Source organism: Sporosarcina sp. 179-K 3D1 HS, assembly GCF_047228905.1.
Classification (GTDB): Bacteria; Bacillota; Bacilli; order Bacillales_A; family Planococcaceae; genus Sporosarcina.
In genome coordinates, this window is the sequence record NZ_JBFEGI010000001.1 from 27,663 (window position 1) to 41,712 (window position 14,050).

13 protein-coding genes are annotated in these 14,050 nt (G+C 41.8%); 4 read left to right on the top strand and 9 right to left on the bottom strand.

From position 1 onward, the window contains the following. Positions 1–461: 461 nt before the first annotated feature. The 3 genes from phaQ (at position 462) to AB1K83_RS00145 (ending at position 1,926) form a co-directional block, all read left to right on the top strand. On the top strand, positions 462–875 hold the full coding sequence (gene phaQ, locus AB1K83_RS00135; RefSeq protein WP_413056122.1) for a poly-beta-hydroxybutyrate-responsive repressor: 414 nt from the start codon (positions 462–464) through the stop codon (positions 873–875). A 76-nt stretch (positions 876–951) separates the two neighbouring features. Beyond that, a complete protein-coding gene (locus AB1K83_RS00140) occupies positions 952–1,458 on the top strand; it encodes a hypothetical protein (RefSeq protein ID WP_413056123.1) in 507 nt (168 codons plus the stop codon). Positions 1,459–1,521: 63 nt separating this feature from the next. Then, on the top strand, positions 1,522–1,926 hold the full coding sequence (locus tag AB1K83_RS00145) for a MaoC family dehydratase (protein ID WP_413056124.1): 405 nt from the start codon (positions 1,522–1,524) through the stop codon (positions 1,924–1,926). Positions 1,927–2,185: 259 nt separating this feature from the next. On the opposite strand, the gene asd is transcribed toward AB1K83_RS00145, so the two are convergent. Next, entirely contained in the window at positions 2,186–2,965 is a 780-nt protein-coding gene (gene asd, locus AB1K83_RS00150; RefSeq protein WP_413056125.1) for an archaetidylserine decarboxylase, read from the bottom strand. Positions 2,966–3,016: 51 nt separating this feature from the next. Here asd and pssA point away from each other — a divergent pair, with 51 nt between their 5' ends. Then, positions 3,017–3,556, top strand: coding sequence for a CDP-diacylglycerol--serine O-phosphatidyltransferase (gene pssA, locus AB1K83_RS00155; RefSeq protein ID WP_413056126.1), 540 nt, complete (start codon positions 3,017–3,019; stop codon positions 3,554–3,556). A gap of 249 nt (positions 3,557–3,805) precedes the next feature. Here pssA and AB1K83_RS00160 read toward each other — a convergent pair whose 3' ends face one another. From AB1K83_RS00160 to AB1K83_RS00195, 8 genes are all read right to left on the bottom strand, one after another. After that, the gene (locus AB1K83_RS00160) at positions 3,806–4,783 is read right to left on the bottom strand and encodes an electron transfer flavoprotein subunit alpha/FixB family protein (protein ID WP_413056127.1); all 978 of its coding nucleotides are present in this window, start codon (positions 4,781–4,783) and stop codon (positions 3,806–3,808) included. 71 nt (positions 4,784–4,854) lie between these two features. Then, entirely contained in the window at positions 4,855–5,628 is a 774-nt protein-coding gene (locus AB1K83_RS00165) for an electron transfer flavoprotein subunit beta/FixA family protein (protein ID WP_413056128.1), read from the bottom strand. A 69-nt stretch (positions 5,629–5,697) separates the two neighbouring features. Next, positions 5,698–6,891: a thiolase family protein gene (locus AB1K83_RS00170; protein WP_413056129.1), complete on the bottom strand. Its 1,194-nt coding sequence runs from the start codon at positions 6,889–6,891 to the stop codon at positions 5,698–5,700. Between the two features lie 137 nt (positions 6,892–7,028). After that, entirely contained in the window at positions 7,029–7,871 is an 843-nt protein-coding gene (locus tag AB1K83_RS00175) for a 3-hydroxyacyl-CoA dehydrogenase NAD-binding domain-containing protein (protein ID WP_413056130.1), read from the bottom strand. Next, positions 7,871–9,994 (bottom strand): acetate--CoA ligase family protein, encoded by a 2,124-nt coding sequence (locus tag AB1K83_RS00180; protein WP_413056131.1) that lies wholly within the window; start codon positions 9,992–9,994, stop codon positions 7,871–7,873. The genes AB1K83_RS00175 and AB1K83_RS00180 overlap by 1 nt, the downstream gene beginning before the upstream one ends. Beyond that, entirely contained in the window at positions 9,960–11,162 is a 1,203-nt protein-coding gene (locus tag AB1K83_RS00185) for an acyl-CoA dehydrogenase family protein (RefSeq protein ID WP_413056132.1), read from the bottom strand. Before AB1K83_RS00185 ends, AB1K83_RS00180 begins: the two co-directional genes overlap by 35 nt. A 367-nt stretch (positions 11,163–11,529) precedes the next feature. Next, entirely contained in the window at positions 11,530–12,891 is a 1,362-nt protein-coding gene (locus AB1K83_RS00190; protein ID WP_413056133.1) for an MmgE/PrpD family protein, read from the bottom strand. 15 nt (positions 12,892–12,906) lie between these two features. After that, positions 12,907–14,049 carry an MFS transporter gene (locus AB1K83_RS00195; protein WP_413056134.1) on the bottom strand — a complete coding sequence of 381 codons (1,143 nt, stop codon included), beginning with the start codon at positions 14,047–14,049 and terminating at the stop codon, positions 12,907–12,909. Between the last annotated feature and the right edge of the window lies 1 nt (position 14,050).

The window sequence follows — 14,050 nt, forward strand, 5'->3', positions numbered from 1 at the left end:
GAAAACAAATAATATTTATTAGACTTTTCAATCAATTTTTCGTTGATATTTCTTTATTTATTCGACAAAAAACTTTGAACAATTTGTGAAGTTCATTGGATTGTCAATATTCTATACAGTGAAAAATGGTTTTTCAGCTACTCATCGCCGCCTCGTTTTCTATTTGAGAATGGACTCGAACGGATCTACCTATATATGTCCATACAACTGACGTATAACTCCCTGTCCCATCCCGTCGTCGTGACGGGACGAGCTACTATCCAAAACGTCATCGATTGGGAGACCTTGGAACAGTAAAGGGTAGAATGCCTGGATATGTACTGCCCTCCTTACACAGATGGGCAGTTTTTTTACTTGATCAGACCACACCCGATTTGGAAGATTTTATCTTTTTCTTGACATTCTGAACACTTAGGTGTAAATTACACATATAGATATTCTGTAAGGAGAGTGGCGTAGCAATGGAAAATTCATCTGACTCTAACAAAAATGAAAGACAACCGAATTTGGGATCGCCTAAAAACTTTCTCATCCCATTGATGCTTCTTCATTTACGAGATTGGAATACGCATGGCTATGAATTGATGCAAAAAATTTCCCAGTTTGGGTTTAACTCTGTAGACCAAGGCAATTTTTATCGGATTCTTCGCCAGTTAGAGAAAGATGACATGGTGACATCTGAATGGGATACCGAATCGGGAGGCCCTGCAAAGCGAATCTATTCAATTACAAAAGCAGGCGAACAATATTTGGAACTATGGGCAAGTTCATTGGGTCATTACCAAAAAATGTTGGATCAATTTTTCAGCTTATACAACCCGTTTTTTTCCCCTTACACTTCCCGAACAGATGAACAGAACGAGGAAGATGAGTGAGCACGGCAACAATGCAGTACGTTGCATTCATATAAAGATCCATCGGTAAATGGATAAGACCAATAAGGAGGAATTAATGATGACGAAAGCAAAAGAAGTGAAACAGCCGGCGAACGAAGTCGATTTGATCTGGGAAAGTTGGTTGAACGGCTTCAAAACGATTCAAAACCTTCAACAGGACATTTCGGATAAATCGTTCAAAGTGTTTGAAAATCAAAAGGAACTGCTGAATTCGACACGCACTACACTCACTCAATTGGAAGCAGAAGCAAGCAAGATTTCAGAAGAATGGAAATCCAGCCTTCAGAAAACGATTAAAGAATCGGATAAAGAGCGTTACCTTCCACTCGCTTCCACATGGTTGAACCAGCTCGACGAAATCAATAGCACAGTGCAGTCTTTGTCCTGGACACCGAGCAAAGTGATGTTGGACCTGTTCTCGCAATCCCAGAGCCAACTTGAATCTAACGTGAAGAACGTGCTTGATCAGCAACAGAAAGGCAATGCGGAGCTTTTGAAATCTGTCGAAAAACTGACAGACCAACTGAAAGAGACGCATAAAAGGCTGCTAGCTGCAATTTGAACGAGCTTCAGATTTGTGTCAACCAACCAAAATACTGTTACTCAATCGAAAGGACTTTTATCAGTGCCTACGTATGATGAAATTAGAATTGGCGATCGGGCCAGTTTCACGAAAACTATTTCGGAATATGACATCTACCAGTTTGCCGGGGTAACAGGCGATTTCAATCCGGTCCATGTGGACGCCGAATATGCAAAAACTTCGATTTTCAAAGAACGGATTGCACATGGGATTTTAACTGCGGGATTCATTTCCAATGTATTGGCCATGCAGCTTCCCGGAAGAGATACCATTTATTTATCGCAAAACCTAGCCTTCTTGGCCCCAGTAAAAATCGGGGATACCGTCACGGCGGAAGTCGAAGTATTGGAAAAAAAAGACTCCAAGCGAATCATCCGTCTCCGGACTGTTGTCAAAAACCAGCGGGATGAGCTGGTGATTGAAGGAGAAGCTGTCGTAATGAAATGATGGAAACAGCGTTTGCAGGGAAAACGAATCCATATCATTTAATTTCACACATGAGAAAAGCCCCTTTGAAAATAAATTTCAAAGGGACTTTTTGTCGTACAATGGATACTTAGTATGAAAAATTCCGATTCAAGGGAATGTACTGTCATTTTTCAATTTGCAGAATATATTAGTATCGTTATATAATGTAATGGAGATGGAAAAGCTTTCCGGATTTCCTGATAGCATGAGTATTGCAATCCTATCTCTCTTGGAAAGCTTAGAACCACATGCCGATTGACTCTCCCACCTTAACTTCTGCCCTATTTTGTATGAGCGGTTGAAAATTAGGCCGATGCGCTAGGAATAAGATGACGGTCGAGCCAAATGAAAAATGCCCAAAATCCTGTCCTTTTACGGCAATTCTGGAGGCGTTTTGGATTTGAACGCTGTTGACGTTCAATGCTCCCACTTTAACAATCGCCAGTTTTCCAAATTTCGTTTTCAATTCAGAAATCAATCGATAATTCGAAGCAAAAGGGGTATCTCCATATCGCAAGCCCAAGTCATTCACCGGATAGGAAACATTGCCTAGTGCATACCGGGAAACAATTTTTCCATCTAACGGATAGTGGAAATGATGGTAATGGCTTGGCGACAAGTAAAGAATATAATAGAAGCCATTTTCGTAGGGCTTGGACAATTTTGCATCTCCAAAGATTTCAGCTAACCGATAAGTGTGGTTCTTTATGTAAAATTCTTGGCCGTTCGTAATGGTTCCCATCCCATTGACAATTCCGTCCACTGGCGATACTAAGCTATTCGGCGATTCATCGATTACCCGGCATCCTTGTTTCAATTCCCGCGTGAAGAACGATTGCAGGGAATCATATGTATGGATGGGCCGCGCCATTTCCTGTTCATTGATTTGATAGTAACGGGAAAATGGACGGATAAGCGGACGGCTTATACTTGATCTAGTGAATGTCTTTAAGAGAGAAGATGATAAGGGATGTCCCGTTAATTCAACAAAGGCTTTAAAAAGTTTTCTTTTGGTCATTCTGTGGGTTACCTCGTTTTTCTATTATTTTACACTATAAGGAGGAATCATATGTTTTTACAGAAAGCATGGGATCTGTATTATACAAAAATGAAGATGCAATTGGCGAATGCCATTACATTGACCAATCTCAGCTTCGGAATTATAGCTATTATACTAATTGTAAACGATCTTAGCCACAAGAGCCTCGTCTTCATCTTCCTAGCTGCATTATTTGACCGCTTTGACGGAATGGCGGCAAGGCATTTCCATGCGGAATCCCAATTCGGCAAGGAACTTGATTCGTTATGTGATCTCGTATCCTTCGGGATTGCCCCCGCCCTTCTAATCTATAATCTAGCATTTTCTGCAACTTTATGGGTCGGCATAGCGGTAACCATTTTCTATATTTTAGCAGGCGCGGTCCGGCTCGCCCGTTTTAATGTGAAAGAATTTGACGGTGTATTTTGCGGCTTGCCGATCACTGCGGCGGGTGTCCTCTTGACATTGAGCTATTTTATCTATCCATATGTCCAGGACGGCGTGTTAATTCTATTCATGTTGCTATTATCATTTTTGATGATCAGCAATGTGCGAATTGCAAAAGTTTGAAGAACCGATTAGGGTCGAATGTAGAAGGTCTATTATGGCCTTCTTTTTTTGTTGAAGTTCCCATAAAAAATACCCTTTTAGGTAAAAAATGAAGTCCGGCATTTCATTCCTAAAAGAGTAATATTCTATAGGTATTTATTATAAGGTTCTTGAGAAAGTCTCTATTTGAGAGGGTGACTGTTACCTACCTTAAAACATTGTAGCGATTAAACGTAAGTCTGAAATTGTAGGAGTAATTTAACGCATCCATTAAATAGAAATCGGTACTTTCTCCATTTCCTCGATCATCATTGGAATGACTTCAAAGAGGTCGCCGACAATTCCATAGTCCGCCACTTTGAAGATGTTCGCTTCCGGATCTTTGTTGATCGCCACGATGATTTTGGAGTTCGACATTCCCGCCATATGTTGGATAGCCCCTGAAATTCCTGCCGCTATGTACAGATCAGGTGTAACCACTTTCCCGGTTTGGCCGATTTGCAATGAATAATCACAGTAGTCCGCGTCACATGCACCACGGGATGCACCGACCGCACCGCCTAGCAAGTTCGCCAACTTCTGCAATGGCTCGAAGCCTTCCGCGCTTTTCACGCCACGGCCTCCCGCCACGACCACTTTTGCTTCCGACAGGTCCACGCCTTCCGTCGCTTTGCGGACAACTTCTGCAATGACCGAGCGAAGATTCGCCACATCGACGGAGAGGGAAGAAACTTCGCCTGTACGGCTTGCATCATGATTCAGTGGTGCGATGTTGTTTGGACGGATTGTCACGAAGAGAAGACCTTCTTTGTTCTTCACTTTTTCAAACGCCTTGCCGGAATAGATCGGACGGATGAAATGGGCGCTATCCCCTTCTCCTTCAATCGCTGTCACATCGGAAATCAAGCCGGATTCCAATTTGCTCGCGATTTTTGGCGATAGGTCTTTACCAAGTGCCGTGTGGCCAAAGACGATCGCATCTGGTTTTTCCTGTTCAAAGACAGCTAGGAACGCTTGTCCGTACCCGTCGGATGTATATTGCTTCAGGTGTGGATGCTCCACCGTGATAACACGATTGGCACCATAATGGACCATTTCTTCTGCTAGTGATTGGACGGCATCGCCGAATAGAACACCGACGACTTCCCCGCCACCGGAGATTGTTTTCGCGGCTGCAATCGCCTCGAACGATACATTACGTAAAGCTCCTTCTCGAGCTTCCCCAAGTACTACTACTTTTTTAGACATATTGAGTCCCTCCTAATAGATACGATTTTCGTGCTGATTTACATTAATTAAGCAAGTGGCAGACCGCTTACTCAGATCACTTTCGCTTCTGTGCGCAGCAAGGAGATCAATTCTTGCACTTGGTCGGCAACGTCGCCTTCCAATACGCGGCCCGCCGCCTTTTGTGGAGGAAGGAAGATTTCAACCGTTTCCGTTTTCGCTTCCACATCATCTTCGTCGATATCGAGATCATCGAGCTCCAATTCTTCCAGCGGTTTCTTCTTCGCCTTCATGATGCCTGGCAAGGAAGGATAACGTGGCTCATTCAAACCTTGTTGCGCTGTCACGAGCAGTGGCAAGGACGTTTCGATCGTTTCCGAATCCCCCTCTACGTCGCGAACGATTTTGACGGATGTGCCATCGACATTCAGTTCTGTGATCGTCGTCACGTAATTGATGCCAAGCAATTCTGCCACACGTGGACCGACTTGGCCGGACCCGCCATCAATGGCTACGTTCCCCGCGAGGATGATATCTGCGTCTTTGTCTTTCAAATACTCTGCAAGGATTTTCGCAACCGTATATTCATCCATTTCATCCAGATCATCTTCCGTGTTGATGAGAACCGCTTTGTCTGCTCCCATCGCCAATGCCGTGCGCAGTTGTTTTTCCGCCTCTTCGTCCCCGATTGTGACAACTGTCACTTCCCCTTCATGGGCATCCCGAAGCTGGATCGCTTCCTCGATGGCATACTCGTCATATGGGTTGATGATGAATTCAGCTCCATCTTCCGCAATCTTGCCGTTTGTAACCGCTATCTTTTCCTCCGTGTCAAATGTCCGTTTTACTAATACATAAATGTTCATAAAGAACCCTCCCATGTTGATAGCATAATTGTATAGGAACCAAGGTCTTATTCCTTGGTTCCCGGCTCATTACCTATATTGCATGTTTTCTACGATTGTTGTAATTCCCTGCCCTCCTGCAATACACAAGGTGACTAGACCGAACTTTACATTGCGACGTTCCATCTCAGATAGCAATTTGGTCATTAAAATAGCTCCTGATGCCCCGATCGGATGTCCAAGTGCAATGGCGCCTCCATTGACGTTGACTTTATCAATATCAAGGTGCAGTTCTTTTATGACAGCTAATGCTTGTGCTGAGAATGCTTCGTTCAATTCAATCAAATCGATATCGTCAATAGACAATCCACATTGCCGAAGCGCTTTTTTTGTGGATTCTACTGGACCGATCCCCATAATTTCGGGGGATACGCCGCTCGCTGCTTGCGCAAGAATCTTAGCTTTCGGCGTAAGTCCATGTTTTTCCAGCTTTTCTCCTGACATGAGCAGCACGGCAGCCGCTCCGTCATTCCGCCCACTCGCATTGCCCGCTGTGACCGAACCGCCTTCTTTGAATACGGGCTTTAGCTTTGCCAATTGTTCAAGCGTCGTTTGTCTCGGATGTTCATCCACTTGGAATGTTACTGTTTCTTTTCGTTTTTTTATTTCAAACGGGATGATTTCATTTATAAAATAACCGTCCTCGATTGCTTTCGTCGCTAGTTGCTGACTGCGCAGAGCAAACGCATCTTGCTCTGCGCGTGAGATTCCGTAGTGTTCGGCCAAGTTTTCAGCCGTATACCCCATTGTTAGATTTCCATACACTTCGATCGGTTGTGAACACGGTTGACTTTCGGTATTTGGATCGAGGAGCAGTCCGTTGCCGGCTCCGTATCCAAATCGGGCATTTCGCATATAATAAGGAGCAGTGCTCATACTCTCTGCACCGCCTGCAATGATGACATCCGCCAATCCAAGGCGAATTTGCTGATCCGCATTATGGATAGCCTGTAAACCAGATCCGCACTGGCGGTGCACCGTATAACCCGGTATGCTGACAGGCAAATCCGCACGCAATGTGGCAAGTCTTGCTAAGTTGGAAGTGTCTGCACTCTGTTTCGCCTGCCCCAAAATAACTTCATCTATTGCTACTTCCACGTCAGTTCGCTTTAGGACTCCGCGGATGACTGTCTCTGCTAAATGATCGACAGGAACATCTTGCAAAGCTCCGCCTAATTTTCCGATTGACGTTCTGACTGATTCCACTATAAAAGTATTACGCATTACCATTTCTCCCCTGGATAATTAAAAGTTTACCCCTTTATTTTCATATAGCTTTATTTCCTCGATGCAATGGAAAACCCTGGCAAGATAAGCAGAACTAATGTTTTCTTAACCTATAAATTTTCAACCCTACATTACTAATAATTATAAAAACCTCTTCCGGTTTTCTTACCTAAGCGTCCAGCCTTCACATACTTAACAAGCAATGGGCATGGTCTATATTTTTCACCGAGGGTTTGGTATAAATATTCCATATTTCGTAATCTAGTATCGAGACCTACTAAATCAGCAAGTTCCAAGGGGCCCATCGGATGATTCAAACCCATCTTCATCGCTTTATCAATATCTTTTGGGGAGGCAACGCCTTCCATCAACATGTTCATCGCTTCGTTTCCGATTAGGCAATTCATTCTGGATGTTACAAAGCCTGGAAACTCATTCACTTCGATGTACTCTTTGTTCAAGGAAGAACAAATACGTTTGATAAAATCAACTGTTTCATCAGATGTTTCTAAACCTCTTATTAGTTCAACCATTTTCATTTTATGGACAGGATTAAAGAAGTGCATGGCTATCACTTTATCCGGACGTTTTGTTTGAGCACCGATTTCACTTGGACTAATCGTTGAAGTATTGGTCGATAATACGGTATCAGGCTTGCAAAGAAGGTCCAATTTTTTAAATAAATCAATTTTCAAATCAACTCTTTCAAGGATCGCTTCTATAATCAAGTCGGCATTCATAACGGCAGATGGTAATTCTTTTTCATATACCAAGTTACCTTTGGCTTGTTGATATTTGTTTTCCGATATATACCCATTTCGAAGACTATTCATTAATAAATCTTCAATCTCTCTCTTCGCATCAGTTAAAGTCTGTTCCTGAAGATCATTTAAAGAAACTTGATGACCTGAAATTGCGCAAGAGTAAGCAATTCCTCTTCCCATGACACCGGCGCCCACGACAGTTATTTGAGCCATTAGTGTTTCTCCCTACAAGACAATTCACTATACTTTACCAAATAGTTCATAATATTGACTGCTTTTTCAGGAGTGGCGTAAACAGGCAATTTTCCTTCTGCATAGATTTGCATCGCTTGCGGAGCGATTGCATTAGCGCCTAGACGGCCAACGACGATCGGTTTATCGCTCCGTTCATAAGTATCTAAAATAGCTTGAGCAATAATGGAAGCGCCTGGATCGGCATTCGTTGTTAACATGACAAGGACACCACTGATGTCTGCATCATTCGCAAGCGTGCTCACAACTTCTTTGAACATTTGAGGCTTTGCAATAATTTCCGCCGTCACGTCAATCGGGTTTTGGGAAGATCCAAAAGGAGGGATTAGATTTTGAATCTTCGACATCGTGTTGATGGATAGCTCCGGCACCTCCATTCCATTTGCTGAACAGAGGTCGGCAATTACACTACAAGCACCACCTGAAGCTGTAATGACTCCGATTTTATTTCCGTTTGGCAATGGCTGTACATCAAGTGCAATGGCTGTGTCCAGCAAATCTTCAATATGCTCCACCCTAAGAACGCCATATTTATTAAAAGCAGACATGTAAACTGCGTCGTCTCCTGCCATGCTACCTGTATGTGACTGAACTGCTCTTTTTCCCACATCGGATTTTCCTGTTTTAAAAACAATGACAGGTTTTTCTTTCTCTTTGGCCTTGGTCACTGCTTTTTTAAATGCTTCCGCATCTTGAAGACCTTCCATAAAGACTGTAATTACATTCGTTAATTCATCTTCTGCAAGGACTTCGATAAAATCTGAACTATCGAGGTCTGCTTCATTCGCAATACTGATCCATCTACTGAAGCCGATCCCTTCTTCCCAAGCTCGGCTTAATAGCGCACTACCCATTGCGCCACTCTGGGAAATAAAACCGATATTTCCGGACACTTTTACTTTGGATTCCAAAGCAGCTCCAAAAGCTGTATAAATTTGTTTGGATGGACTCGCAATTCCGATTGAATTCGGTCCAAGCAGACGAATATCCCCTTCTTTTGCGATAGCGAGTATTTCTTCCTGAAGCCGTTCTCCCTCTTCCCCGATTTCAGCGAAACCGGAGGAGTAGATGATTGCCGCTTTGATTCCTTTGACAATACATGATTTTAAAACATCAGGAACGAATGGAGCAGCTACTATAATACAAGCAAGGTCAATATCGGCTGGAACATCTTTCAAATCTGGATATGCTTTATACCCTTTTATCTCCGATGCCTTTGGGTTGATAGGATACAATTCTCCAGGGTATTTATTTTCTACAAGATAGCGGAACAATCTTCCACCATTCTTTTTCTCATCCTGAGAAGCACCAATAACTGCAATCGATTTTGGATTCAGCATTTTATCCACATTTGTAAGGGAACGTCGCTTCCCTTTTTCATTCAAAGCGCATCCCATCGCTATCCGTACATCACAAATCGTTGCTTTTCCTTGAGTAAAAATGACGGGATTTAAGTCCAATTCATCGATATGCGGGTGCAATTGAATAAGAGCGTTCAGCCTCATACAGATTTGCTTAAGGAGGTCTAGATTAATGCCCGGCTCGCCACGATAGCCTTTCAAAATCGGATAACTTTTTAATTCCCTAACCATTTCTTCGATTTCTAATTCAGTTACAGGCATCATCCGCAACGCATAGTCCTGAATCACTTCCACAAGCGTTCCACCTGCTCCGATCACAAGTTGATGGCCGAAAATAGGATCTTTTTTAATTCCTATTATAAGTTCAATCCCTTTGGCAGCCATCTTCTGTACAAACACCCCGGACAGGACAGCATTTGCATTGTAACTGCGTGCATTTGCCGAAATAACTGCATATTCCCTTTTTAAATCAATTTCATTCTTAATATTTAATCGAACGACGCCTGCTTCGGATTTATGGATAATGTCTTTGGACATGCCTTTAAGGACGATTGGATAACCGATTTCATTTGCAATTTTCATCGCTTCCCGCTCATTAGTCGCAAATCCCGATTCAGCCACCGGTAAATCCAAGTCGCGGAGCATCTGTGTACCTTCGTATTCCATTAAAAAATAGGGTGTTTTCTCCTCAGTTTCCTTGTGTAACAAACTGCTTTGATTCATCCTTTGCACTCCTCTCCCCTTGTTTTGCTCTTTGGCTGAAACGCATTTCGAATACATCTTCAGCGATTTTATTTTTCAACATTTCAGGAGTTCCGCCTGCGATCATCCAGCCTCTAACTCTTCTAAAGATATATTCCAAAGGATAGTCCGTGGAATAGCCATAGCCACCGAAAATTTGTACCGCCTCATGGGCAACCTCGAAAGCCGAAACGTTTATATAGGCTTTAGCAATGGATGTCTCCAGTGGACTCGGTGCTCCTTTATCCGCATTTGTGGCCGCGCGATACAAAAGTAATCGACCCGCGTCCAGCTTCATTTTCATTTCAGCCACTTTCCACTGAATTCCTTGAAATTCCGCCAGTGACTTTCCAAACTGTTTTCGTTCTTTGGCATGCTCCACAGCTAGGTCAAAAGCCGCCTGTGCAAGAGCTAGGGAACGCGCCGTGTTACCCATGCGTTCAATATTGAACATTGTGAATAACTTACGGAACCCGTCCTCAGGTATCAAAATATTTTCCACTGGAACTTCACAATCTTCGAAATAAAGAGCGCAATGCTCTTCCCCTGACATATGTGTTTCTGTTTTACCTAAAATGAATCCCGGTGAATCCCTCTCTACCAAGATGGCTCCAGACGATTTTACACCTTCACCAAAACGGACCCATACGACATAATAGCTATTGTGAGGTCCGTGTGTATTAAACACTTTCGATCCATTGATAATGACTTTATCTCCTTCAATTCTAGCTTTCGTTTCAAGATCTGTAGTAGCAGAGCCAGCATTCGGTTCTGACATGGCAACAGAAATTAATTTTTTGCCGGCTAAAATATCGGGCAACACTCCATCTTTCAGTTCTTTCGATCCAAATGCAGCTAACTGGCGGATGGCACCGAAGTTTCCTACCTGGAACATATCAGCTGTACTTGGACAGACTTTCGCGATTTCTTCCATTACAATAATGGCATCAATAAGGGACATTCCCTGACCACCATCTTCTTCAGGAATCGTCATTCCCATTAACCCTTGTTCTGATAAAATCCTTGCATTTTCCCATGGCACCTCTTTATTTTGAATCCATGTGTACGCTTTAGGTCCAAACTTCTCTTTCGCTAAATTCTTTGCCCACTTTTTTAGATCTTCCTGTTCTGGTGTTAGATTGAAATCCATATCGACATCTCCCTTTACATTATTAATAGATAAGCATCAATTATGGCTCGGCATTTACCGCCAGGAACTTAACTTGATTCAGCAATCCTATAAGACCCATAAATTACATTTCTAGTTTTCACTCCATTCCTTTTAAAAATTGCTGAATAAAGTTTACTAATCGATAGCTTCACTTACTTATATGCAATAACTGTGCCAACTCTTTAAAAGTGTTTATTAATATCTGTTTTATTACCCTTTTGATACTTTTGATTAATTTTCATTAGAAAAATCATATGAGTGTTGATCATTTTCTTTTGCATGAATTATAACGAAAAAACAAGAGCGTTCAGCAATTGAACGCTCTTGTTTAAATCTAAACCATCTGTTAAATTTCGTATAAAAAATCTAAATCATTTTGAAAAGACTTCATGTTTTCTATAAATTTTTCCGCTTTCTCTTCTCCTATAATGGGTGCGCAATTATCATAGAACTTTGCTTCAATTTGCCTGTCAGACAACGGTCTGGTAGGCTCACCCAACGGATTATCCAATACTTCTTTAATCGTTCTTCCATCATCCATAATAATCTCTACTTTGGCTGCCCTTTTTTGAGGGTAATTCTTATCTGCTTCTTCGTCCACATAAATTTCAATCTTATCACATAATTCCCAGACCTGTTCTCCTGCGTTTTCTGGTTTAAAATGATTCACTTGAAGAGAATTATTTAATAAAGCCACTGCAATTGAATAGGGTAAACTCATCTGTGCATCAAGTAAATTAGTGCAATGTTTATGCCCATGCAGAGCAGCAATTTGATTAACTCCTACCTTAATCTTTTGAATTGTTGAAAGATCTAGCATTCCTCTTTCTTTAATATTCATAATACAATCGATAGCTACATGTAAATGCCGGCAGCAAGGATACGGTTTAAAGTAAATATTCATAATTTCTAATGGTGCATCTAAGCTTTTACATAATATTTCTGGATTGATTTGATTATCGGCGAAGGTCATAAAAATACCATTTTCTGTCTCGAACACTGTTTCGGGTCCCGTCAAACCAGCTATTGCAAGTTCTGCGGCTTTGATGCCGTCTTGGGCCGCTTGTCCAGGATGGATCCTCTTTACTTCGGAACCCGACCCCAAGAAAGCAAAAGTTCCACCGCAAAGACTGCCTGCTATTCCGAAAGCATTGCGAATTTGTCTAATATCAGAATCATATAGATAGCTGACAGCAGCCGCAGCCCCAAATATGCCTGCGACTGGCGTATTGTGAAAGCCTTTCTTTCGAGAAACCGGATGTATCGCAGCTGCAATTCTTAAACCGATCTCATATCCGACTACAATCGCTTTGATAATTTTTGAAGGGTCTGCCTTAATTGTTTCAGAAACAGCAAAAACAGCAGGAAGTACAACTGAACCGGGATGTGTCGATCCAACTGTATGGCCATCATCAAAATCCAATGCATGGGCACTCGTTCCATTTATAAAAGCTGCATTCGTTTTAGATAATTTAATAGACGAACCAATGACGTTTGTCTTTCCTTCTCCTTCATTTTCAATTAAATAGTTCAATATAGTTTGGCTCGTTGCGCTAGTAGAACCAGTGATAGCCGCACAATAATAATCAATGATCACTCTTTTGACTTGGGTCAATTCTTGTAATGATAACTCTCTATCATGAAATTCAAAAACAAATGAAGCCAACTCTTCTGTGTAGCCCTTTTTTAATAACTGATTAGTACTCATAACTCAGACTCCTTCTCAAATTTTCTTTACTTTGGATATATTATTCGCTATAAAAGCTCCACCCATTAACAGGAATGAATTTAACAAAAAGATCGGACCTAACCCAATAAAATTACTAATTCCCGCAAAAGCAAATGGCACGATTGTTTGCGCTAACCGATTGGAAGCCAAACGCACTCCAAGCACTTCTCCCGATCGTCCATCTGGTGAAAAAGTATACGCAAGAATAATCGTTAATGGTTGAGTTACACCCAACCCCGTTCCTAATATGAAGGCAAAAATAAAAATTGCAGCAAATTCATGCAAAAACGGGATTATTCCATAACCAAAAGCGCCAATGAGCATAAAGATCCATAAAATCGTTGTAACTCCAAAATTGTTCACCAGACGAGGCATGAATATCCGGACCAGCGCGTTCGCACTCGCTTGCGCCGCCAAAGCCCAACCAATTTGAGAGAAACTTAAACCTAATGATTGTGCGAGTAATGGGAAGTAAACATAAAAAATATCAAGTGCCGACAGAACAATCATACTAACCAATAAAGAAGATTTTAGACCGGAGATTTGGATTAATTCTTTAAAACTGCTGTTCTGTTTATGCTTATCACTATCTGCGACAATATCTTTCCCAGATACATAATAAGATAAAATGAGAGAAACTAACGGAACAAATGCTAATAACAAATAGGTCATTTGAAAACCAAAGTGTTCCGTCGCATACCCTCCCATTAATGGACCTAGCAACATGCCGGTTGATGAAAATAAACTAAACGATCCTATCGAACTATTTATACTTCCTCCTTCCGATGACTTGGCAACCCCATTTTGAATAGACAAGATCGCTAACAACTGAGAAATCCCTAAGAGTAATTGAGAGATATACAGGACGTGTATTAAAGGAAAGAGATAAGGCAAACATAAGGAAAAAAAGATTCCAACAGATCCTATCGCCAAAGGCATGCGTTCACCATAACGATCGATATAACGCCCTGCGAAAATAGCCAGTAGTAAAGGTAAAAAAGAAAAGCAGGCGGTAATCATCCCAATTTCAATAATTGAAGCCCCTAATTGTTTGGCAAACAAAGATGTCATCGGACGAGCGGCAAAAACCGGGATCAGTATAAATATGACCGCTGCCAAAAAAGGATTTAATCTCATT